The following is a 22,555-nucleotide window of genomic DNA, read 5'->3' as shown; positions in this document are numbered from 1 at the left end:
GGAGCTGATACAGATGGGTGCACCAAAAGGTTTTCCAGAGAACTTCCTGTGGGGCGGAGCGATTGCGGCCAATCAGGCCGAAGGCGGATATGCAGAAGGCGGCAAAGGGCTGTCCACCGCTGACATGGTCCCTTATTTTGAGAAGAAGGACTACACCAATCTTCGGGAACTGATGCATGTGACAAGCGAAAAGATTGAAACAGCGATTGCGCATAACAGTGCCGAAGGGTACCCGAAGCGTTACGGCATAGATTTTTATCACCGCTATAAAGAAGACATCGCTTTGTTTGCGGAGCTTGGCTTCAAGGCGTTCCGGCTGTCGATCAACTGGCCGCGGATTTTTCCAAACGGGGACGATGCCGAGCCGAATGAGCAGGGCCTGAAGTTCTACGATGAGGTGTTTGATGAGCTGCGCAAATACGGGATCGAGCCGGTTGTCACGCTCTCGCACTATGAGATGCCCATATCGCTGGTCTTGAATTACGGCGGCTGGGCGAACCGCAAAGTCATTGATTTCTATGTAAAATATGCCGAAACCGTCATGAACCGGTATAAAAATAAAGTGAAATACTGGCTGACCTTCAATGAGATCAATACAACCATCATTGAGCCGTTTACCGGCGGCGGGATCGTGGAAGACCGGGTCGAGAACGTGCTTGAGGCCTCTTATCAGGCCCTGCATCACCAGTTTGTGGCGAGCAGCCTGGCTGTTAAGCTTGGGCGGAGCATTAATCCGGACTTCCGGATTGGCTGCATGCTGGCGCGCATGATCCACTATCCGGCGACCAGCAGACCGGAAGACGTTCATCAGGCTCTGGTGGACAACCAGCTGAACCTGCTGCATACGGATGTCCAGGCCCGCGGCGCTTATCCGGCTTTTGTCGAACGCTATTTCGAGGACAATAACATTCATCTGGCCAAAGAACCGGGAGACGATCAGCTGCTGCTGGACAATACGGTCGATTTCATTTCATTCAGCTATTACACTTCTTTGGTCTCGACGGTTACGCCAGAAGAGTACGGGGTTACCGGCGGCAATCTGTACAGCACGGTCAAGAATCCGAACCTGCCTGTAACGGAATGGGGCTGGCAGATGGATCCGGTCGGCCTGCGCATCGTGCTCAAGGAAATGTATGACCGCTACGGGCTGCCGCTGTTTGTGGTGGAGAACGGTCTGGGGGCGCGGGACCGGATGGAAGAGGACGGGACGATCAACGATGATTACCGGATCGACTATCTGCGGAAGCATATCAGCCAAATGAAGGAAGCCGTCATGGACGGGGTTGAAGTGATGGGCTACACCATGTGGGGAGCGATCGACATCATCAGCGCTTCCACCTCGGAGATGTCCAAACGGTACGGTGTGATCTACGTAGACCAGGACGACAAGGGACAGGGGACACTGAACCGGTTCCGCAAAAAGAGCTTCGGCTGGTACAAGAAGGCCATTGCCAGCAACGGCGAGGATCTGGACTGACAAGCCCGCTTAGGCACTGATTCCGGACGCTCGCTTCCGGACAAATCGAAAAGGCGCTTTCCCTAAGGGGATAGGCGCCTTTTTTGCAGCTTAAAATAGAAGAATAGCAAAAGTCTGCTTACTCATGCGTAATATGCTGCAGGGTTTGTACAAAAATCTGTTCGATATGCGTATCGTCGAGCGAATAGAACACGGTTTTGCCTAATTTGCGCCGCTTCACAATTCTCAAATTCCGCAGGTACCGCAGCTGGTGGGAAACGGCGGACTGCCCCATCTCCAGCAGCACCGTGAGGTCATGCACGCACAGCTCCTGCTGCCGCAGGGCATCCACAATACGGATCCGGGTCGGATCGCTGAACGCTTTAAACCAGTCGGCCATCTGGGCGGCGGAATCCATGCTCAGCATGGCTGATTTGACCGCCAGCAGGCTGCCGCCGGTTCCATTGCAGGTAAGATCGCATTCTTCTGCGGTTAATTCTATATCCTTCATTGTCGTCGCACCTACCTAATATGAAGAACTGCGGCTCTTCTGAGCTTGGGTGATTGATTCATTTCCCATCAAATTATACCGATTCGTTGACGCAAAATAAAGGTAAGAATATAATGAAAGCAATACATGAACAATTGCTCATATGTTTTTTTGGGGATAGGGGAAAGGGGAAGCATTCCTATGCAAAACGCCAAGGCAACGGTTAAGCATGAATATGTTCTGAACGGTTTGGATTGTGCAAACTGCGCTTTGAAAGTGGAAAATGGAGTAAGGAGCATCCCCGGTGTGTCCGCGTGCTCTGTGAACTTTGTTACCCAAACTCTGGCTTTTGAAGCGGCGGCCGAAGAGAATGCGCGAATTGTTGAAGAGACGGCCAGAACCGTTAAGAAGCTGGAGCCCCGTATTAAGATGGAAGTCAAATTTAAAAATATACCCCGCCACGCACATGCACAGCTCCCGGGTCACAGCCAGGATCACGGCCACAGCCATGACCACAGCCATGATCATAGTCAAGGGCACGATCACAGTCATGATCACAGTCACGGGCATGACCACAGCCATGCGCATGGCCTGGATAAGAAGATGATGATCCGCCTGATCTCAGGCGCCGTAATTGCAGCTGCAGGAATGCTCGGGCATTTTCCAGGCTGGCTGGAGCTGGTGCTGTTTGGGGCTGCTTATCTGGTTATCGGGGGCGACATCGTCCTTCAGGCGCTTCGGAATATAGGGAGAGGCCAGGTATTTGATGAGTATTTCCTGATGACGATCGCAACGCTCGGCGCCTTTGGCATCGGCCAGTATCCGGAAGGAGTAGCCGTTATGCTCTTCTATCAAGTGGGAGAGCTGTTTCAGGGGCTTGCCGTTAACCGTTCCCGCAAATCCATTACCTCGCTGATGAATATCCGCCCGGATTATGCGAACCTGAAGACCGGCAGCGAGGTGCAGCGGGTGAAGCCTGAGGACGTCGCCGTCGGCAGCCATATTGTTGTCAAGCCGGGTGAGCGGGTTCCGCTGGACGGTATTGTTCTTGAAGGCGAATCTATGATCGATACCTCGGCTTTGACAGGGGAATCGGTTCCCCGTGAAGTGGAAGCGGGCGGCCAGGTGCTGGCAGGCTTTATTAACAAGAACGGGATGCTCACCGTCGAAGTGAAGAAGACGTTCGGCGAGTCCTCGGCAGCCAAAATTCTGGAGCTGGTGGAGAATGCCAGCAGCAAGAAAGCGCCGACGGAGAATTTGATCACGAAGTTCGCCAGAATTTATACGCCGGCTGTCGTCATCGTAGCGCTGCTGCTGGCTCTTGTCCCTCCGCTGGTGGTCAGCGGAGCCGAATTCTCGGACTGGATCTACCGCGCGCTGATTTTCCTGGTCATTTCCTGTCCTTGTGCGCTCGTGGTCTCTATTCCGCTGGGCTTCTTCGGGGGCATTGGAGCGGCTTCCAAGGCAGGGGTGCTGGTGAAGGGCGGCAACTATCTGGAGGCGCTGAACGCTGTAAAAGTTGTCGTCTTCGACAAGACCGGCACCTTGACCAAAGGCTCCTTTCAAGTCACCGGCATTTACCCGGCCGGCGGCTTTACCCGCGAAGAGCTGCTCCAGACTGCGGCTTACGCGGAGCTGCATTCCAGCCATCCGATTGCCGAATCGGTGGGCAGGGCTTATCCGGGAGAGCTGGATGAGAGCCGGATTGCCGGCTATAACGAAGTATCCGGACATGGCGTAGAGGTTACGGTCAGCGGGCAAATGGTCCTTGCCGGAAACACACGTCTTATGGACAGACACGGCATTCCGTTTGCTCAGCCGGAGGAGGCAGGCACCATCGTGCATCTCGCGGTTGAAGGAAAGTACGCCGGGCATCTGGTCATTTCCGATGTAATCAAGGAGGATGCCGCCGCAGCGGTGCAGTCCTTGAGGGAGCTGGGGATCAAGAAGACGGTTATGCTGACGGGAGACGCCACAGCGGTTGGCGAAGCCGTGGCGGAGAAGCTGAAGCTGGATGAGGTGTACAGCGAGCTGCTGCCGGAGGATAAAGTAGCCCAAATAGAGAAGCTGGAGGCCGGGAAAACGGCTAAGGAGAAGATCGCCTTTGTCGGCGACGGCATCAACGATACTCCTGTTCTGGCGCGGGCGGACGTCGGCATCGCCATGGGCGGTCTTGGCTCCGACGCCGCGATCGAAGCGGCTGACATCGTCATTATGAACGACGAACCGTCCAAAATTGCCGCAGCCATCCGGATTGCGAGACGTACCCGCCGGATCGTATGGCAGAATATTATTTTTGCTATGGGAGTCAAAATGCTGTTCCTGCTGCTGGGCGCTTTCGGCATTGCAACCATGTGGGAGGCCGTGTTCTCCGATGTCGGCGTCACGCTGATTGCCGTGCTTAATGCGATGCGGGTGCTCCGGGCGGAGAAGTAAGACGTTAATAATTATGGACGAAAAAGCATGAGCCTCTCCGGTCCCGCCGGGGAGGCTCTTTGGGGTGTCAGCTGAAATCAGCTTTAGACTGGCTGCAGCCGCTAAGCTAAAGGAAAACTTTAGTTGAATGACAACAGCGGTAGTCTAAAACTTCTTTTTCTGAAGGGAATGGATGAAAATTACCCGAATCTTATAATATGGTAAAATTATAGATACATATTTTAGACAGATAGGAAGTGAATTTCAATTGTCTACTAAAACAAAATTTTTTATCAGCTCGCGTTAAAGAATCAGATGTATTTATTCTGTTTATCGCTAATCAGGCGGGCACCTTTTATAAGCAAGCTCAACGGACTGTAACCCATATGGAAATGATTCAGGCTTACAAAGAGAGGAAAACCATTCTGGTGTTTGCGGACAGTACGGTAAAGGCAGAATATTTTTCAAAAGCAAAGGATATTATAGAAAACTACATAGAGCTGCACAAAAGGGATAATTGATAAAAATGCACTGATGTTCGAATTGGTGAGAATGATGATAGGAGGGATGTAGCATGGCATCTAAGGTTTATGTATCGCTAAATGGAGTTGTTTCTGAAGCAGTCGGAGCTCAGCCAAAGGATGCATTGTTGTTTGCATCTTCAAATAAATCCTCTGCTCAGGTTATCCGCGAACAACGTGCAGCTCGTCAAAAGAACAGCCAGTTGATTAAGGAAAGACTTGAAATGGCATTTAAAAGATAAATCAATGGATTACAATTATAAACTCAGACATCATTAGGGACTCATCCCTGATGATGTTTTTTTGTATTTATTTTTGAATTTAATAGAAAAGTTTATCCATGTATTTTAATTATTTTGCCAGAGATACGAGAGCTTTATAAAATCAAAAAAAAACGTATAGGCACTTGCCATTCTGAAAGCCCTATGTTATCTTATCTGTGTAACCGGTTCCACAACCGGTTGCCTGATGAGGAGAGAACAGCTATGGCAACGATTCGAGATGTGGCCAAACGGGCCGGAGTTTCGGTAGCGACGGTTTCGCGGATGATCAATGGAACAGGTTACGTCCATGAGGATACCCGCCGGAATATTGAAACCGCTATCAAGGAGCTCCAGTATACGCCGAACGAGGTCGCGAGATCTCTTTACAAGCGAAGATCCAAGCTGACCGGCCTGCTGCTGCCGGACATCACCAACCCCTTCTTTCCGGAGCTTGCCCGGGGGGTGGAGGATGAGATGCAGGAGCACGAGTTCCGCATCATTTTCGGGAACAGCGATGAGGACCGGGATAAAGAGCAGGAATATATTCAAACCTTTGTGCAAAATAACGTAGTCGGCGTCATCGCCTCCACCAACTATCCGGACTCGGATGTTTACCGGAACCTGAATATTCCGGTGGTCTTCCTCGACCGGACGGCAGATAACAGCCCATCGGTCTACTCCGACAGCCGGGAAGGCGGCAGAATCGCCGCCCGGGAGATCATCGCCCGCGGCAGCCGGCGCGTGACCGTTCTGCAGGGGCCCAAGCATATCCGGCCCGCACAGGACCGGTTCAAGGGCGCGGTCGAAATGCTGAGGGAGCATGGAATTTCATGCAGCGTCATTCAGACCTCGTCCTTCTCCTTCACGGAGGCGGGGACCTGGGCGGAGCAGCTGTTCCGGGAGTACCCGGATACCGACGGGGTTATCGCCAGCAACGATATTACAGCGGCTGCCGTGCTTCATGAAGCCCTGCGGCTCGGCAAGCGCGTTCCTGAGGACGTGCAGGTTATCGGCTTTGACGATATTCCGCTCAGCCGGATTCTGAATCCGGCGCTGACGACGATCCGCCAGCCGGCTTACGATATGGGAAGAACGGCGGCGCGCCTGCTGATTTCACTTATAGAGAACAAACCTTTAGAGCAAACTGCGATTCAGATGCCCGTCACCTTCACGGAACGGGATACGACAAGAAAGGCGGTTGAATAACATGGCGAAGATAGTAGTAGTAGGGAGCTCGTCCATTGACCTTGTAGTGACGGCTTCCAAACGTCCGGGAGCCGGCGAGACGGTGCTCGGGGAGAGCTTCAAGACGGTGCCGGGCGGCAAAGGCGCCAACCAGGCAGTGGCTGCGGCCCGCCTCGGAGCGGAGGTAACGATGATCGGCCGGGTCGGGGATGATTCTTTTGCCGAGCAGATCCTGAACAACTTTAAAGCAAACCGTGTTTCTGTGACTTATGTGGAACCGGTTACACATAGGGAGAGCGGAACGGCCCACATCACGCTGGCTGAAGGCGACAACAGCATCGTGGTCGTGAAGGCGGCGAATGACGAAGTCACACCGGAATATATAGGGACCCGTGCGCTGAAGGCGTTCAGCGGTGCAGATATGATCCTCATTCAGCAGGAAATTCCGGAGGAGACGGTCGTCTATGTCAGCCGCCTTGCCAAGGATCTGGGCATTCCGCTGCTGCTGAACCCGGCGCCGGCCCGTCCGATTCCGGAGGAGGTCATTGAGAATGCGGTATACATTACGCCAAATGAGCATGAAGCAAAGATCATGTTTACGGAGCTGAGCATCTCCGATGCGCTTCGTAAATATCCGAACAAGCTGTTTATTACGGAAGGCAGCCGGGGCGTGCGGTATTTCGACGGTGAGAAAGAAGTGCTCGTTCCTTCTTATAAGGTGGAAGTAGTTGATACTACCGGTGCGGGCGATACGTTTAACGCCGCCTTTGCGGTGGCGCTGGCCGAAGGCAAGCCGGTGTACGACAGCATCCGCTTTGCAAACCGCGCAGCTTCCCTGTCCGTGACCAAATTCGGCGCCCAGGGCGGAATGCCGCAGCGCCGGGAAGTAGAGGAGCAGATGTGAGATGAAGAAGCTGGGAATGTTAAACAGCCATATTGCGAAGGTGCTGGCCGATCTGGGCCATACCGATACGATTGTCATTGCGGATGTGGGGCTGCCCGTTCCGGACGGAGTTCCCAAGATCGACCTGGCGCTGAGGCTGGGATCGCCAAGCTTTGAAGCTGTGGTAAGCGCGATTGCCGAGGATATGGTGGTCGAGAAGGCTGTGCTGGCGGAAGAGATCAAGACCGACAACCCGGAGGCGCTTCATTATATAGAGCATCAATTTGCGGGGGCCGGGCTGGAGTATTGTCCGCACGAAGCGTTCAAGCAGCTGACCCGCACGGCGAAGGCCGTGATCCGCACGGGCGAAGCCAAGCCGTATGCGAATGTGATTTTGCAGGCGGGCGTTAATTTCGGGAAATAAGGAGGAGCCGTTATGCGCATTCAAATGAAAGGCATTCATAAAGCGTTCGGCGCCAACCAGGTGCTGTCGGGTGTCGACTTTGAGCTCGAGCCGGGCGAGGTCCATGCCCTGATGGGAGAGAACGGCGCCGGGAAATCGACGCTGATGAACATTTTGACCGGTATGCACGCCAAAGATGCCGGAACGATTACGGTCGACGGACAGGAGACGTATTTCTCCAATCCGAAGGAAGCGGAGAAGGCGGGCATCGCTTTTATCCATCAGGAGCTGAACGTCTGGCCTGATATGACGGTGCTGCAGAACCTGTTCATCGGACGCGAGATGTCGTCATCCTGGGGCCTTTTGAAAGAGAAAGAAATGAAGGCGCTTGCAGCTGAGCAGTTCCGCAGATTGTCCGTCGACATTCCGCTGAACGCCGAAGCCGGCGAGTGCTCAGTGGGCCAGCAGCAGATGATCGAAATCGCCAAGGCGCTGCTGACGGATACGAAGGTCATTATTATGGACGAGCCGACCTCGGCATTGACCGAGCGGGAGATCCGCAAGCTGTTTGAGGTGATTGCCTCGCTGAAGCAGGAAGGCGTGTCCATCGTCTACATATCCCACCGGATGGAGGAGATCTTCGAAATCTGCGACCGGATCACGGTCATGCGGGACGGCAAAACCGTAGATATGAAAGCGATCCCGGACACCAGCTTTGATGAGGTCGTCAAGAAAATGGTCGGGCGCGAGCTGACCGAACGCTATCCGGCGAGAACGCCGAACCCGGGCAAGGCAGCGCTCGAGGTGCAGGGAGTCTCCCGCAAAGGCCTGTTTGAGAATGTGAGCTTCCAGGTCCGGGAGGGTGAAATCGTTGGCTTCTCCGGCCTGATGGGCTCGGGACGCACCGAGATCATGAGAGCGCTGTTCGGCCTCGATCCGCTGGACAGCGGGGAGATCCGGCTGTTTGGCAGGAAAGCCGTTATCCGCAAGCCGGACGACGCAGTGAAGCTGGGCATCGGGTTTATTACGGAGGACCGGAAGGATGAAGGTCTGATCCTGGATTTTTCGGTGAGAGAGAACATGGTGCTGCCGAATCTGAAGAGCTTCTCTTCCAAAGGCCTGATCTCTTCGCAGAAGGAAAAATCCTTTGTCGATATGCTGATCAAGCGGCTCCGGATCAAGACGCACACCGCCGAAACGGCGGCCGGCAACCTGTCGGGCGGCAACCAGCAGAAGGTTGTAATCGCCAAATGGGTAGGCATCGGGCCGAGGGTGCTGATCCTCGATGAGCCGACCAGAGGCGTCGACGTAGGCGCCAAGCGGGAGATCTACCAGCTGATGAATGAGCTCACCGGACACGGCGTCGCGATCATCATGGTCTCCTCGGAGCTGCCGGAGGTGCTCGGCATGAGCGACCGGATTGTCGTCGTGCACGAAGGCCGGATTACCGGCGAACTCGGCAGGGAAGAGGCAACACAGGAGAAAATCATGACACTGGCTACAGGGGGACAATAACATGTCGACTTTAAACGAAGCAAAACCAGCCAAAGGCTTTCAGCTGTCTCAAGTCACGCAAAAGCTCGGGCCGCTGCTCGGCCTGATTATTCTGATTATTATTGTATCGGTTTTGAATCCGAGCTTTTTGGAACCGCTTAACATTCTGAATATGCTGCGTCAGGTTTCGATTAATGCCCTGATTGCGTTCGGGATGACCTTCGTCATTCTGACGGGCGGCATCGACCTGTCGGTCGGCTCGATTCTGGCCTTATCCAGCGCCTTTGTCGCCAACATGATGGTGGCCGGCCTGGATCCGATTCTGTCCATTATTATCGGCTGCCTGCTCGGCGGCGTGATGGGCATGGTGAACGGTCTGATGATTACCAAAGGGAAAATGGCTCCATTTATCGCAACGCTTGCTACAATGACGATCTTCAGAGGCTTGACGCTCGTTTATACGGACGGCAACCCGATTACAGGACTCGGCGACAGCAGGGCGTTCCAGCTGTTCGGCCGCGGCTACCAGTTCGGCATTCCGGTTCCGGCGATCACCATGATCATTACCTTCGCCCTCTTGTGGGTGGTTCTTCATAAGACTTCCTTCGGCCGCAAAACGTACGCCGTCGGCGGCAATGAGAAAGCAGCCAAGGTGTCGGGCATCAAGGTTACCCGCGTGAAGATCATGATCTACGCTTTGACAGGCCTGCTGTCCGCTTTGGCCGGCGCGATCCTGACTTCCCGTCTGAACTCGGCGCAGCCGACAGCCGGCGATTCCTACGAGCTTGACGCGATCGCAGCGGTCGTACTCGGCGGCACCAGCCTTTCCGGCGGCCGCGGACGTATCGTGGGCACCCTGATCGGTGTGCTGATTATCGGAATTCTGAACAACGGACTCAACTTGCTCGGCGTATCTTCCTTCTATCAGATGGTGGTTAAAGGGATTGTCATCCTGATCGCCGTACTCATCGACCGGAAGAAATCCGCATAAAGGGGAGGAGACTCACTATGAAAAAGCTTATTTTACTATCTGCAGCGCTGCTGCTTGCTTTAACAACCGGCTGCTCCATGCAGCCGCCAAGCTGGGCCAAGCCCAATACCGGCGGGGATTTAAAGGACATCAAGATCGGCCTGTCCGTTTCGACGCTGGACAACCCGTTCTTCGTCTCGCTGAAGAACGGCGTAGAGGCTGAAGCGAAGAAGGAAGGCATCGAGACGATCATCGTCGATGCGCAGAACGACTCCGCGAAGCAGAGCAACGACGTGGAGGACTTGATGCAGAAGGGTGTTAACATTCTGCTGATTAATCCATGCGACTCGGCAGCGATTTCCACAGAGGTGGAATCCGCGAACAACCTCGGCATTCCGGTCATTACGATCGACCGCTCCTCGGATAAAGGGGATGTGAAGGCTTTTGTCGCTTCGGATAACGTGAAGGGCGGCCAGATGGCGGCTGAATACCTCGAGAAGCTGGTCGGCAAAGGCGCGAAGGTCGTTGAGCTGCAGGGCGTAGCCGGCGCTTCCGCAACCCGCGAGCGCGGCAAAGGCTTCCACGATATTGCGGATAAAGAGCTGGACGTGGTCGCTTCGCAGGCGGCGGACTTTGACCGCACGAAAGGCCTGAATGTGATGGAGAACCTGCTCCAGGCCCATCCGGACGTGCAGGCGGTCTTCGCCCAGAACGACGAGATGGCGCTCGGCGCGATCGAAGCGATTCAAAGCTCCGGCAAAGATATTCCGGTGATCGGCTTTGACGGCAGCGACGACGCGCTGAAGTCCATCCAGGAAGGCAAGCTGACGGCAACGGTAGCCCAGCAGCCTGAGCTGATCGGCCAAATGGCGGTGCAGGCCGCAAATGATGTCCTCCAGGGCAAGACGGTGGACAAGTCCATTCCGGCGCCGCTGAAGCTGGTGACGAAAGAATAACCCCGTAAATAATTGAGCCTGTAAACGGTTTAGAGGATTAAGATTAAAGCAGCTAAACTTAAGGCCCGTATCTCACAGACAGCTGTAATCTGTGAGATACGGGCCTTATTTAATGGGGGCTTAGCGTACGTCCTAAACGATAACCTGGATGAAAGGAAGACTGATCTCGATCGTGGTGCCGACGTTTTCGGTGCTGTGAATCGTGACGGTCCCGTTGTGGTTCTCGATAATTTTCTTGCTGACCATAAATCCGAGTCCGGTGCCCTTCTCTTTGGTGGTATAGAAGGGGTGGCCGAGCCGCTCCAGCAGATGGGCGGGGATGCCGACGCCTTCGTCAATGAACCGGAGCAGATAATGGCTCCCGCTGCTGCTGCGGCCCAGCTGAATCGTTACGACTCCACCGTCAGGCATGGCCTCAATCGCGTTCTTGATAAAGTTAATGCAGACCTGCTTCAGCTGGTTCTTGTCGCATAAAATGCAGGCTTCTCCGGGTTCGAATTCGGTCACAATCTGAACGTTATTCATGTTGGCCTGCGAGTCCAGCAGGGTGATGACCTGCCTCAGCAGCTGGCGGATGTCGGCCGGCTCGAACTGGGCGGCCTGCGGCTTGGCGAGAATCAGCAGCTCGCTCAGAATCATTTCAATGCGGTCGATCTCCGAGGCCATGATGTCATAATAGAGCTGCTTCTCAGGCAGCCCCGAATTCATCAGCTGGACGAACCCTTTAATGGCCGTAATCGGATTGCGGATCTCATGGGCGATGCCTGCCGCCAGCTGCCCGGCGATGGACAGCTTCTCCGAGTTGATGAGCAGCTGCTCCGCCTGCTTATGGGCCGTCATATCCCGCAAATTCAAAGCCCAGCCGTTGTGGGAGCCCGGTTCATCCAGCAGGGGAAAGACGGAGATCTGCACAGGAATAATCGTGCCGTCTTTTTGCTGCCGGTTCGTTGCTATGGTGAACGGTTTGATCTCTTCAAAGGAAACCAGCTCCGCCTGGCCCGCGTCCTTGGGGATATGAGGCAGATCAAAGGCAATGGTGCCGACGAGCTCCGAGCCTGTCCAGCCGAAAGTCTTCTCAAAGGCAGGATTAATCCGCAGAACCCGGCATTCCGTATCCAGAATGAGCACCGGGTCAATGTTGTGATGCAGATAGGATTCCAGCTGCTCCTTGGCCGCTTTCAGCTTCTTCTCGGACTGCTTCTTCCCGCGGATATCCTGGGCACTGCCGGCAATGCCGACAATCTTGCCTGCATTGTCCCGGATCGGGAAGAAGGTGGCGCTTACCTCCACCGGCTGACCGTCCTTCCGCTCCCAGGTACTCTCATATCCTGCGATGGAACGTCCGGATAAGACTTCATTCTGCAGTATCTTCATCCGGGTTCTGCAGGATTCCGGAATAATCGGCAGCTGCCGGGCAAGCACCTCCGGCGGCGACCATTGGAACAGCCTCTGAAAGGCCGGATTGATTTGTTTGACGATGCCCTCGCGGTCCATGATCCATACAGCATCGGCATGGTTGACAATGAAAGACTCCAGCCTCTCATTGGCTGCTCGCAGCTCGTCTTCAGCCTGCTTCCGCTCTGAAAAATCCCGGCTGATGCACAAAATCTGAGTGACGGCGCCTTCTTCATTCTGAACGGGCTGAAAGGTGGTCTCAATGTAGATGTAATGGCCTTCCTTATGCCGGACGCGGTTAATACTAGCGTTTACCGCCCAGCTGCCGCTCCGGATCTTCTTCTGCTTGGGAAGCCGCTCCTGCGGATGCCAGTAATCAAAGATCCTCGTGCCGAGCACTTCTGAAACCTCATACCCCAGCAGGCCGGTAACCGCTGGAGATACATACTGGATGAACCCGTTCCTGTCGGTAAATACAATAATTTCTCTGGCGTGATCTGCAATCATCTGATACCGTCCCTGTGACTCCTTGAGCATATTCAAAGTTTGGATATTCTCCGTAATATTCCGCGAGACGACAACAACCTCCTGGATCTGGCCCGTGTCCGGGTCCGGAACAACGAAAGAGGTGGACTCCACCCATAAATACTGGCCGTCCTTCCTCCGGAGCCGGTAGGTCAGATTATAGCGGCTGCCCGTTTCAAGGAGAGTAAAATGCTTCTGCTCTATGTAGGCCCATTCTTCCGGATGCAGGAAGGCCTCGCCAGGCTGGCCGACCATCTCTTCCTTCCGGTAGCCCAGCACTTCATAACAGGAGGCCGACACATCCTTAAAGGTCCCGTCCGGGCTGTGGCGGGTGATGAAGTCATAGCTGTTATCCGCGACCGATTGATACAGCAGCTCTTTCTGCCGCAGCAGGTGTTCCTTCTCCAGCAGCCGGGCTTCTGCAAGCTTCAGCGCAGTAATATCTATGATTTGTGCAGCAAAATAAGGGGTGCCTTCCGGCCTGATAAGCAGGGAGATCACACTTGAAGCCCAGATGGTCTGGCCGTTTTTATGTATGTAACGCTTCTCCGTCCGGTAGATCTCCTCTTTGCCCTGCAGGATGAGCATAAAAGGGGAGAGACTGTCAGGGACATCATCCGGATGGGTAATATGTGTGAATGACTTATGCTGGAGCTCCGCCTCCGAGTACCCCAACAGCTGGCAAAAGGCAGGGTTCGCCCTTAAGAACAGGCCCCGGTCCGTAAGCAGAGCCATGCCTGTCGGCGCATGTTTAAAAATCTGATCAAAATAAGCCATGTCAATAATTTCATGTTCAGTAGACACCCAGAGTAAAACCTCCCGTCCAAGAAACTAAACTTGAGTATGGATGGACATTTTCTATCTGCTGGTCAATTTTTCCTGCCGGCTTACAGACAAAACTGAAAATTTGCTTAAAAGGGACGGGGGAGTCGGTCAGCGGCGGAAGGGGAAGTCCCGGCCTGGAGAAATTCAAGATTTAATACCTTAAGAAAGCCGCATTGTCACTGCCGGACACCTGTGCTAAACTCTAGGCATCAACTTATTAAACGTGTTTAAAAAGTCGGATTCCAAAGGGGACGCCCATGAAAGAGCAGTTTGTATCTCCCAAACAAATCAGTGAGCTGGTGGTCAGGCGGGTCCGGCTGGAGCTGATTCGTCTGGGCGATGCCACGAAGACGGAAATATCCAAAGGAGCTGAGATCAGCTTTCCTACGGTCAGCAGAATTGTGGATCAAATGGCCGGAGACGGGGAGATTCAGCTTGCAGGGACAGACCGCTCAAGCGGGGGGCGGCGTGCCCAGCGGTACCGGCTGAACCCGGATTTCAAGCATGGTTTGGCTCTCTACATTGAGAGAGAGGACGCCTTCTATACCGTCATTAATTATTTGGGAGAGGTGCTCGAGCAGGAGCAGACCGGGATCAAGTGGGAGCTGCGGCCGGATACGCTGACCGACATCGTGGCAGAGCTCATAGGGCGTTACCCCAAAATCGGGTGCCTCAGCCTGGGGGTGCCCGGTTCGGTGAAGAATGGCATCTCCTTCCACATTCCGAACTTTCCGGCCTACCAGAATTTTGATCTCAAGACGTACTATGAATCCAGGCTGCCGCTGAAGGTAGAGGTGGAAAATGATATGAACGCCGCGGTTCTCGGCTATCATGAATCCTTTACCAAGGCAGATAATCCGACGCTGGTGTATTTGTTCCTCGGCACGAAGGGGCCGGGCGCCGGTATTCTGATCAACGGCGATGTCGTGCGCGGCAGCAGCTTTTTCTCAGGTGAAATTTCTTATATTCCCCAATATGACAACATGAATTTTGCGGATGCTACAAAGAACGGCCGGAGCCGGCCGGAACAGACCCGGAGTGAGCCGCTGGTGATCGACAGCCTGGCCCGGATGGTGTCCTCGCTGGTAGCGGTGATTAACCCGCATGCCGTTATTTTTTGCCGGGAGGACTTGAATGAAGAGGCGGTCGAGGAAGTCACAAGAGCCTGTGCGAAATACGTGCCCGCAGAGCATGTGCCCAGACTGGTGCTGCGCGACAGGCAGCAGGATTATTTGAACGGATTGAAGCGAATCGCGCTCAGCCGCATGATTTCGGAGGTATGAGGGCTGTGCAGGGGCCGCGCGGACGGCGGGAATAAGGCGGATGCCCGAAAGGAGAGAATCAATATGCTAACCAAACTGGAGAGGCTCATACTCAGCAACCAGCTGCAGATCCTGAAGGCATTGAATCTCGGGGACGGCGAGTATTATGACGAGAAGATCAAAATTTTACAGCGGGGATATGCCCATTATTACGATCAGGTGATGGATATGGTCAGCGACGACATCCCGCAGCAGATCAGCGATGAGGTGTTCCTGATCCTGAATATGTTCCGCACGCTTTCACTTTCCTTCGATGACCTGAGCGGCGCGGGAAAGGCGGGGATTGAGAGGGAGTCCGTCATCTTCCGCGGCTTCAGCCGCCACTTAGAATTCCAGCACTTTTCTTTTGCCAGCTATGTGATCGAAGATGACGGCGGGTATGGGGATTTCGATAAGCCGGAAGGCTGCGACAGCGGCGCTCCCATGCTGCCGGCCTACCGCTCCATGCTGCGCCAGTGGGCTTTAATGGGCCATAAACAGACCTTGAGCCCCGACGAAATCCGCTTTATTGCCAAGCCGGCTTTCTCCATACGATTTCTGGAAAAATGGGACCGGCATTCGGTTAATCACTGACCTGGTTGATCCGGTTAACAACTGATTTCTTTAGAACATGAGAGCACCCGGGACAGGTGCCTGCAATCCAAGAAGTCTGAAGAGCTACGGCGCTTCCGGACGGCTTATTGCTGGCATTTCCCGGGTGTTTTGTACATAAAGTAGAATATAATCTGCTTTGGGAATTCGGGCTCCGCGGGAAAGCGAGGGGTTGCAATGTGGATATTTCTGATATGCATTATCGGATGTTTGGCGGGATTCGGACTGTTCCGCAGGAAGCTGCTTCCGGGCAGCGCTGCTCCCTATACCGGAGGAAGGGTGTCCGTCATCATTCCGGCCCGCAATGAGGAGGGGAATCTCCCATATCTGCTGAGCTCGCTCCGCGCCCAGACGTATCAGCCCGCTGAAGTTATCGTGGTTGACGATGCATCGGCGGACCGGACGCGGGCTGTCGCGGAGAGCTGCGGGGTGACGGTCCTGCAGAATCACGAGCTTCCGCCAGGCTGGACCGGGAAGACGTGGGCCGTCTGGAACGGCTTCCAGGCGTCAACCGGCGACATCCTCGTCTTTCTCGATGCGGATGTCCGGCTTGCGCCGGAGGCGCTGAACACGCTGCTTCAAGTCCGGGCCAGGGCGGGCGGCGCCGTTTCGGCGGTGCCTTACCACTATACGGAGAAGTTTTACGAGCGTCTTGCTCTGATTCCGAACCTGCTGGGGGTGTTTGCGTTTACGTCCCCGTTTGAACAGCGCAGTCCGCGGCAGGGCTTGTACGGCTCCTGTATTGTAACGTCCCGGGAGGACTATGAGGCGGTTAAAGGTCATGACGGCATTCGCGCCGAAATTCTGGACGACTTAAATCTTGGCGCCCAGTACCGGGCTGCGGGGCTTCCGGTTACCAATTATCTGGGCGGCAGAGAGGTCTCGTTCCGCATGTATCCGGATGGAATCCGCAGCGAGCTTGAGGGCTTCAGCAAGGGGGCGGTGAACAGCACAGCCCAATTAAGTCCTTATACGGTTCTCCTGGTTGCGGTCTGGTTCATCGGTCTGGCTGCGGCGCAGTCTCTCTGGTTTGCCTGGCAGGCGGACTGGATCTATGCCGCATTGGCCGGCTACCTGCTGTTTGCGGCGCAAATCCTCCTGCTGGCCCGCCCGGTCGGCCGGTTCGGCCTGGTGATGCCGCTGCTGCATGTGCTGTCCGTGCTGTTCTTCCTGATCGTATTTGGATATTCAGCTTATCAGGTGGTCTTTCTGAAGAAAGTGATCTGGAAAGGAAGGACCATTAAGGTGGGGGGCCGGAAATCTTGATGATGCTGATCCTGCTGGCATGGATTGAATTTGTGTTCGGTTCCTTCATGTTCTCTTGTTGGCTCGGCCGGATGGCGAAGGTGGATGTCCGGAAGGTGGGGGACGGCAACCCCGGTGCTTTCAACCTCTGGTCTGCGGCCGGTTACCGGCTCGGGCTTACAGGAGTGGCGCTGGATTTCCTGAAGGGCTATTTCCCGCTGGTTTGGATCGCCGGTCAGGGGCTGGAAGCCGGCTACCATCTGACCTTGCTGGCCGCAGCGCCGCTGCTGGGCCATATCTTCTCCCCGTTTCTTAAGTTTCGCGGAGGAAAAGGCATCGCAGTAACCTTTGGCATCTGGAGCGCGTTAACCGGATTTGAGGCTTCCTTGGTCTATGCCATTCTGCTCGCCTGCATGCTGGGTATCTCGAAGCTGCTCAGCAGAGGGGAGCGGGGGAGCCGGATTTCCGATGAAGCAAGCGGCCTCCACGTTGTGCTGGGGATGCTGCTGCTGCTTCTCTATTTATATGTAAGAGGCTTCTCCGGCCCGTTTCTGCTGCTTGGACTGATCAATTTGATCCTGCTGGTCTTCACCAACCGCAGCAAGCTGTCCATTCTGCTCAGACGCGGCAGGGTTATGAAGAATGGATAGATTTGATATGGCTTGCTGTCTTTCAGCCGGGAGTCTATCTGGTGCTTCCCCGCAGGGTCAAATGATGCGTGACATTGGTATGCGGCGGCTGCACCTGCTCCCCCTTGATCAGCTTGATCAGTTTCCGGGTCGCGGTCATGCCGATCTCCGTTGCGGAATAAGAAACCGTTGAGAGCTGGGGCCGGACAACCGACGACATGAAGCTTCCGTCAAAGCCAAACACGGCCACATCTTCAGGGACCTTGTAACCGTGGTCCAGCAGATAGTTCATCGCGCCGATCGCCATCCAGTCTGTTGAGCAAAATACAGCCGTCGGCAGCTTGCCGCCGCTGCTCTCCTCCAGGCGGCTCATCGCCTCCATGCCGTCCTCGACCGACATTCCGCTTTCAGCGATCCACTGCTCATTCAGCTCCAGACCCGCTTCCGACAATGCCCGGGCATACCCCTCGAAACGGTGCCCTCCGACGACGCCTTCATCTTTCCCGCGGATCATGCCGATCCGGCGGTGGCCTTTTTGAATCAAATACATCACCGCTTCAAAGGAAGCCGTAATATTATCCACATGAACGGACGGAATGGACGGATCAGGCGAAATTTCGCCCACAACGACGCAGGGCAGCTTGAATTCCCGGATAATCTCCAGATGCCGTTCGTTCAGCGGGGACCCTGCAAAAATAATCCCCTGCAGCCCTATTCCGCCGAACAGCCGCAAATATCCGAGCTCATTGTCCACCGTGGCATCCGTCAGGCCTACCGTTACATCATAACCGTATAAATCGGCCACATGGTTAATGCCGGTGTTGAAATCGTCCAGAACCGTATTGGAATTATGGGGAAGGATGACGCCGATCAGGCTGGAATCCGCTTTCGGCCCTGCGGCATCGCTGCTTGTCAGGCCGCCCCGGTAATTGGTTTCTTTGATGGCGCTCATCACCCGTCTGCGGACATCGTCGTTTACAGGCTTGCTGTTATTGACGACCCGTGACACGGTCGAGATGGAGACGCCGGCCATTTTGGCGATATCGTTAATGGTAATCTTCAAGGGAAAAATGGTCCTCCTTCCGGATGCCGCCCGGCTCCGTAAGCTTGTACGCTCTTTATTGTAATCGGAGAGAGGGCGTAAGTCTCCAACAAATGCTGGAACCGCTTTAAATTGCTTTAATTTGCTTCAATTTGCTTCAAATTCAGCCCTTTAAAATTGCAGAAGAACCCTATTGACCGCCGGTATACTTAGACTTATAATGACTGCGTCAGGAAAATATTTTCCTAATTTACGTTGTATCATAAACCAATCCATTAATCCATCTCAAATATCGGGGCGGAAACAGCGGTTTTTGTCCCAGAAACGGCTTGTCTGGGAAAATATTTTCCTTCGTTATGAAGGACGGAAGGCTGTTGGCGGAAGAGTCGTTGACGGAAGGCTTGTTTGAGAATGATTTTTTTACGTGAAGGGGCTGCAGAACTTGCATAAGAAATGGTGGAAAGAAGCAACAGCTTATCAGATTTACCCAAGAAGCTTTATGGACAGCAACGGAGACGGGATCGGCGACCTGCAGGGGGTTATCTCCAAGCTGGACTACCTGGCCGATTTGGGCATCAAGGTCATCTGGATCTGCCCGACTTACAAGTCGCCAAATGACGACAACGGCTACGATATTTCGGATTATCAGGACATTATGGAAGAGTTCGGCACAATGGGTGACTTTGATCAGCTGCTGCATGAGGTCCACGCGCGCGGGATGAAGCTCATTTTGGATCTGGTCATTAATCATACCTCGGACGAGCATCCCTGGTTTGTTGAATCGCGCTCCGGCAAGGACAGCCCTAAACGGGATTACTATATTTGGAGAGACGGCAAAGACGGCGCCGAGCCGAACAATTGGGAGAGCATCTTCGGCGGATCGGCTTGGGAATATGACGAGGCCAGCGGGCAGTATTTCCTGCACGTATTTTCCCGGCGCCAGCCTGACCTGAACTGGGAGAACCCCGAGGTCCGCAAAGTGCTGTACAGCATGATGAACTGGTGGCTGGATAAAGGGATCGACGGCTTCCGCGTGGACGCGATTTCCCACATCAAAAAGATTCCGGGCATGCCGGACATGCCCAACCCGGATCAGCTCGACTATGTGCCTTCGTTTGAAGGTCACATGAACCGCGAAGGCATCCAGGATTTCCTGCAGGAGATGAAGGAAGCTACGCTGGACCATTACGACGTGATGACTGTCGGGGAAGCCAGCGGCGTGGACGTCACTGATGCCGAGCAGTGGGTCGGGGAAGAGCGCGGCAAGTTTAATATGATTTTCCAATTTGAACATATGTCGCTTTGGGACAAGAGCACCGAAGGCGGGCTGGATGTGGTGGAGCTGAAGAAGACGCTGACCCGCTGGCAGAAGGGGCTTGAGAATAACGGCTGGAATGCGCTGTTCATCGAGAACCATGACAAGCCTCGCGTGATTTCCACCTGGGGAGATGACAAGAATTATTGGAAGGAATCTGCCAAATCGCTGGCCGCGATGTACTTCCTGATGCAGGGCACGCCGTTTATTTATCAGGGGCAGGAGATCGGCATGACCAATGTGCAGTTTAACGACATTGAGGATTATAACGATGTAGCGATCAAGAATTTGTACCGGATCGAGACTCAGAACGGCAAAACCCATGATGAAGTCATGCAGATCATCTGGAAGAACGGACGCGACAATTCCAGAACGCCGATGCAGTGGAACAGCCGGGACAATGCGGGCTTCACCACCGGCAAGCCGTGGCTGAAGATCAATCCGAATTATACGGACATCAATGTGGAGCAGCAGATGCTCGATCCGGATTCCATTTATCATTTCTACAAGAGCCTGATCAAGCTGCGCAATGACTATGAGGCAGCGGTGTACGGCACCTATGACCTGATTCTTCCTGAGCATGAGCAGGTTTATGCCTATACCCGGACCCTCGGAAATGAGAAGCTGCTGGTGATCAGCAACCTGACGGCTGAGAAGGCAAAGATCACGCTGCCGGAGAGCCTGGAGTATACGGCTGCCGGTCTGCTGCTGCACAATTCGTTCTCTGAAGTCGTTGGACTTGAGGCCGAAATGGAACTGGGACCTTTTGAAAGCCGGGTTTATCATCTGGTCACAAGTGCCCGGGAGCTGCAAGGAGCAGCGCCGCAGGGCGGGGAGAAGACAGACGCTCAGCCGGTTCTTGTAACTGAATAATATTGCGGAAAAATAAACAGAGCCAATCCTGCGTATGCGGGTATTGGCTCTTTTTTTGGCTTGTGCAGAACCGGAGGATTTCTTCATCAGGCCATTGCATTCACGGCGCTGAAGCTGCCGTCCGCCTCCGGGTCAGGTGCACCTGATTCCGCCCGCTGTGCTTGGAGCGGTAAAGGGCTTCATCCGCGGCGCTGAGAATTTCCTCCAGCGTACTGCCGCTCCGGTCGTCGGCAACGCCGAAGCTGGACGTAAAGGAGACCGGCCCTTTTGCCGTCATCAGCGGGCTTGCGGCGATTTCCTCCCGGATCGCTTCGGCCAGCTGGCCGGCCTCCTCAAGAGGCATGCCGGGGAGACAGATCACAAATTCCTCGCCCCCGTACCGGCCGAAAGGGCAGTCGTCCTGCAAATGGCCGGAGCCTATGCCCGTCATATGCCTCAGTGCCAGGTCGCCAATGTCATGGCCGTAGCTGTCATTGATGCTCTTGAAATGGTCGGCATCAAGAAGGATCAGGGACAGCGGCCGTTCAAGCTGCCTGCAGCGCGCAAGCGCCTCGCGGGACTGTTCCAGCCAGTATCCCCGGTTGTACACTCCCGTCAGGCTGTCCCGGGTTGCCATAAACCGCAGCTTCTCCTGCAGGACCGTCTGCTCCGTCACATCCGTGAGCTTGATCATCCGCCCGACGCAGCCCCCGCCTCTCTTAAGGACAGGGGTCGACCGAAGCAGGTAATGGAGGGTCTGCCCGCTGCGCAGCCACTTCGCCCGGGTCTCTGACTTGATGTCAGGGACGCTGTTTCTTACAAAAGAAGCCGCCTCCGGGCTGGCCTGCTCCATGAGCAGAAGCAGCGGCTTCCCGATAATGGAAGCGTCGAGCTCGGGAATCATTCGTTCGGCAGATGGATTGTAGTCGATGACTCTCCCGGACAAATCGGTGACGAGCACGCCGTCGACGAGATTGGCAAACAGGTTCTCCCGTGCGATCGGCGCTGCGGACAGCATGCCTCTGGACCAGATCGCGAGGATGTACAGCGTTGAAGTTATGCTCATCACGACAGGGACAGGGTCCATGCCGTAAGGCGAAAGCCCGAGCAAATAAGCCAGGGAAGCCGCGGAAGGCAGCAGAATGCCGATCAGAATGGTCAGCATCTGCCATTTGTAATTGTGCTTCATGGAATTCCATTTCGCGATGATGATGCAGGCGCCGGCAAACAGGCAGCCGAACGTGTAGCTACCGTGCACGATGTACCAGGGGCCCATCACAATATCGGCCGTCAGGAAAGGGGTATCAGGACGTAAATAGATTTCGCGGTAGAGCAGGTGGTGCGCATCATTGGTCAGAGCCATAACACACGACACGGCCGGAACCGCGAACAGCAGCGGCAGCGTAATCCGGTTCACCAGCTTGTCCAGCCCGACAAAATAAAGGACCAGCACCAAATCGGCGGGGGAGATGAACGGCAGGCCGAGATACTCCGCCTTGGTCCAGAAACGGATTTCATTTAGGGTGCCGCTGGACAGTTCAAGGGCATAACCAAAGATATAGATCGCAGAGGTAACGGCAATCGCGACGAAAGCTTTTGCACCCTGAAAGTCCGCCCGCCTGAAATAAGCAAGAAATGCGAGAAATACGTGAAGAACGCCGGAAAACGAAATAATGACAATGTAATCGGTATTTAGAGAGCCCATCAGCCGTGTTGTCACTCCTTGGGATTCAATGAATCAGTCCGTCTGTAATCATAGGAATCAAGTAAATAGTAAC

General features: G+C 54.5%; 19 protein-coding genes. 15 read left to right on the top strand and 4 right to left on the bottom strand.

Translation table 11 applies throughout. The features are described 5' to 3' along the window. The first annotated feature begins 13 nt into the window (after positions 1-13). Complete coding sequence (locus tag FCN15_RS09995) at positions 14-1,477, top strand: glycoside hydrolase family 1 protein (RefSeq protein WP_138494865.1); 1,464 nt, start codon at positions 14-16, stop codon at positions 1,475-1,477. A 118-nt stretch (positions 1,478-1,595) separates the two neighbouring features. Here FCN15_RS09995 and FCN15_RS09990 read toward each other — a convergent pair whose 3' ends face one another. After that, entirely contained in the window at positions 1,596-1,967 is a 372-nt protein-coding gene (locus FCN15_RS09990) for an ArsR/SmtB family transcription factor (protein ID WP_138494864.1), read from the bottom strand. A 180-nt stretch (positions 1,968-2,147) separates the two neighbouring features. Between FCN15_RS09990 and FCN15_RS09985 the strand changes: the two genes are divergently transcribed. The 9 genes from FCN15_RS09985 (at position 2,148) to rbsB (ending at position 11,036) form a co-directional block, all read left to right on the top strand. Then, positions 2,148-4,382 carry a heavy metal translocating P-type ATPase gene (locus FCN15_RS09985; protein WP_138494863.1) on the top strand — a complete coding sequence of 745 codons (2,235 nt, stop codon included), beginning with the start codon at positions 2,148-2,150 and terminating at the stop codon, positions 4,380-4,382. A gap of 236 nt (positions 4,383-4,618) precedes the next feature. After that, positions 4,619-4,882 carry a hypothetical protein gene (locus FCN15_RS19300; RefSeq protein ID WP_203232119.1) on the top strand — a complete coding sequence of 88 codons (264 nt, stop codon included), beginning with the start codon at positions 4,619-4,621 and terminating at the stop codon, positions 4,880-4,882. Between the two features lie 53 nt (positions 4,883-4,935). Continuing rightward, complete coding sequence (locus FCN15_RS09980; RefSeq protein ID WP_138494862.1) at positions 4,936-5,124, top strand: hypothetical protein; 189 nt, start codon at positions 4,936-4,938, stop codon at positions 5,122-5,124. A gap of 243 nt (positions 5,125-5,367) precedes the next feature. After that, a complete protein-coding gene (locus FCN15_RS09975) occupies positions 5,368-6,351 on the top strand; it encodes a LacI family DNA-binding transcriptional regulator (RefSeq protein WP_138494861.1) in 984 nt (327 codons plus the stop codon). Between the two features lies 1 nt (position 6,352). After that, positions 6,353-7,234, top strand: coding sequence for a ribokinase (gene rbsK / locus FCN15_RS09970; RefSeq protein ID WP_138494860.1), 882 nt, complete (start codon positions 6,353-6,355; stop codon positions 7,232-7,234). Position 7,235: 1 nt separating this feature from the next. After that, complete coding sequence (rbsD, locus tag FCN15_RS09965; protein ID WP_138494859.1) at positions 7,236-7,637, top strand: D-ribose pyranase; 402 nt, start codon at positions 7,236-7,238, stop codon at positions 7,635-7,637. A gap of 12 nt (positions 7,638-7,649) precedes the next feature. Further along, positions 7,650-9,131: a sugar ABC transporter ATP-binding protein gene (locus FCN15_RS09960; protein WP_138494858.1), complete on the top strand. Its 1,482-nt coding sequence runs from the start codon at positions 7,650-7,652 to the stop codon at positions 9,129-9,131. 1 nt (position 9,132) lies between these two features. Beyond that, entirely contained in the window at positions 9,133-10,101 is a 969-nt protein-coding gene (gene rbsC, locus FCN15_RS09955) for a ribose ABC transporter permease RbsC (RefSeq protein ID WP_138494857.1), read from the top strand. Between the two features lie 17 nt (positions 10,102-10,118). After that, positions 10,119-11,036 (top strand): ribose ABC transporter substrate-binding protein RbsB, encoded by a 918-nt coding sequence (gene rbsB / locus FCN15_RS09950; protein ID WP_138494856.1) that lies wholly within the window; start codon positions 10,119-10,121, stop codon positions 11,034-11,036. 132 nt (positions 11,037-11,168) lie between these two features. Here rbsB and FCN15_RS09945 read toward each other — a convergent pair whose 3' ends face one another. Beyond that, positions 11,169-13,760, bottom strand: coding sequence for a PAS domain S-box protein (locus tag FCN15_RS09945; protein ID WP_138494855.1), 2,592 nt, complete (start codon positions 13,758-13,760; stop codon positions 11,169-11,171). A 278-nt stretch (positions 13,761-14,038) separates the two neighbouring features. Between FCN15_RS09945 and FCN15_RS09940 the strand changes: the two genes are divergently transcribed. The 4 genes from FCN15_RS09940 (at position 14,039) to FCN15_RS09925 (ending at position 17,589) form a co-directional block, all read left to right on the top strand. Continuing rightward, positions 14,039-15,064, top strand: a complete 1,026-nt coding sequence (locus FCN15_RS09940; protein WP_138494854.1) for an ROK family protein — start codon at positions 14,039-14,041, stop codon at positions 15,062-15,064. Positions 15,065-15,127: 63 nt separating this feature from the next. After that, the gene (locus FCN15_RS09935; protein ID WP_138494853.1) at positions 15,128-15,676 is read left to right on the top strand and encodes a YfbU family protein; all 549 of its coding nucleotides are present in this window, start codon (positions 15,128-15,130) and stop codon (positions 15,674-15,676) included. Positions 15,677-15,871: 195 nt separating this feature from the next. Then, complete coding sequence (locus tag FCN15_RS09930) at positions 15,872-16,960, top strand: glycosyltransferase (RefSeq protein WP_138494852.1); 1,089 nt, start codon at positions 15,872-15,874, stop codon at positions 16,958-16,960. After that, positions 16,960-17,589: a glycerol-3-phosphate acyltransferase gene (locus tag FCN15_RS09925; protein ID WP_238996612.1), complete on the top strand. Its 630-nt coding sequence runs from the start codon at positions 16,960-16,962 to the stop codon at positions 17,587-17,589. The genes FCN15_RS09930 and FCN15_RS09925 overlap by 1 nt, the downstream gene beginning before the upstream one ends. Positions 17,590-17,623: 34 nt before the next feature. Here FCN15_RS09925 and FCN15_RS09920 read toward each other — a convergent pair whose 3' ends face one another. After that, positions 17,624-18,631, bottom strand: a complete 1,008-nt coding sequence (locus FCN15_RS09920; protein WP_138494851.1) for a LacI family DNA-binding transcriptional regulator — start codon at positions 18,629-18,631, stop codon at positions 17,624-17,626. Between the two features lie 421 nt (positions 18,632-19,052). Between FCN15_RS09920 and FCN15_RS09915 the strand changes: the two genes are divergently transcribed. Further along, on the top strand, positions 19,053-20,798 hold the full coding sequence (locus FCN15_RS09915) for a glycoside hydrolase family 13 protein (protein ID WP_138494850.1): 1,746 nt from the start codon (positions 19,053-19,055) through the stop codon (positions 20,796-20,798). Between the two features lie 100 nt (positions 20,799-20,898). On the opposite strand, the gene FCN15_RS09910 is transcribed toward FCN15_RS09915, so the two are convergent. Continuing rightward, positions 20,899-22,482: a histidine kinase N-terminal 7TM domain-containing diguanylate cyclase gene (locus FCN15_RS09910; protein ID WP_138494849.1), complete on the bottom strand. Its 1,584-nt coding sequence runs from the start codon at positions 22,480-22,482 to the stop codon at positions 20,899-20,901. Positions 22,483-22,555 lie beyond the last annotated feature (73 nt).

Origin of the sequence: Paenibacillus pinistramenti, assembly GCF_005869875.1 — a bacterium.
Classification (GTDB): Bacteria; Bacillota; Bacilli; order Paenibacillales; family Paenibacillaceae; genus Fontibacillus; species Fontibacillus pinistramenti.
This window is presented reverse-complemented; position numbering and strand designations above follow the sequence as displayed.

Excerpts from the sequence above, each read along its gene's own strand:
- rbsB (WP_138494856.1), top strand. The coding sequence starts at position 10,119 with ATGAAAAAGCTTATTTTACTATCTGCAGCGCTGCTGCTTGCTTTAACA.
- FCN15_RS09960 (WP_138494858.1), top strand. The coding sequence starts at position 7,650 with ATGCGCATTCAAATGAAAGGCATTCATAAAGCGTTCGGCGCCAACCAG.
- FCN15_RS09985 (WP_138494863.1), top strand. The coding sequence starts at position 2,148 with ATGCAAAACGCCAAGGCAACGGTTAAGCATGAATATGTTCTGAACGGT.
- FCN15_RS09910 (WP_138494849.1), bottom strand. The coding sequence starts at position 22,482 with ATGGGCTCTCTAAATACCGATTACATTGTCATTATTTCGTTTTCCGGC.
- rbsD (WP_138494859.1), top strand. The coding sequence starts at position 7,236 with ATGAAGAAGCTGGGAATGTTAAACAGCCATATTGCGAAGGTGCTGGCC.
- FCN15_RS09995 (WP_138494865.1), top strand. The coding sequence starts at position 14 with ATGGGTGCACCAAAAGGTTTTCCAGAGAACTTCCTGTGGGGCGGAGCG.
- FCN15_RS09935 (WP_138494853.1), top strand. The coding sequence starts at position 15,128 with ATGCTAACCAAACTGGAGAGGCTCATACTCAGCAACCAGCTGCAGATC.
- FCN15_RS09930 (WP_138494852.1), top strand. The coding sequence starts at position 15,872 with ATGTGGATATTTCTGATATGCATTATCGGATGTTTGGCGGGATTCGGA.
- rbsK (WP_138494860.1), top strand. The coding sequence starts at position 6,353 with ATGGCGAAGATAGTAGTAGTAGGGAGCTCGTCCATTGACCTTGTAGTG.
- FCN15_RS09925 (WP_238996612.1), top strand. The coding sequence starts at position 16,960 with ATGATGCTGATCCTGCTGGCATGGATTGAATTTGTGTTCGGTTCCTTC.
- FCN15_RS09990 (WP_138494864.1), bottom strand. The coding sequence starts at position 1,967 with ATGAAGGATATAGAATTAACCGCAGAAGAATGCGATCTTACCTGCAAT.
- FCN15_RS09980 (WP_138494862.1), top strand. The coding sequence starts at position 4,936 with ATGGCATCTAAGGTTTATGTATCGCTAAATGGAGTTGTTTCTGAAGCA.
- FCN15_RS09940 (WP_138494854.1), top strand. The coding sequence starts at position 14,039 with ATGAAAGAGCAGTTTGTATCTCCCAAACAAATCAGTGAGCTGGTGGTC.
- FCN15_RS09975 (WP_138494861.1), top strand. The coding sequence starts at position 5,368 with ATGGCAACGATTCGAGATGTGGCCAAACGGGCCGGAGTTTCGGTAGCG.
- rbsC (WP_138494857.1), top strand. The coding sequence starts at position 9,133 with ATGTCGACTTTAAACGAAGCAAAACCAGCCAAAGGCTTTCAGCTGTCT.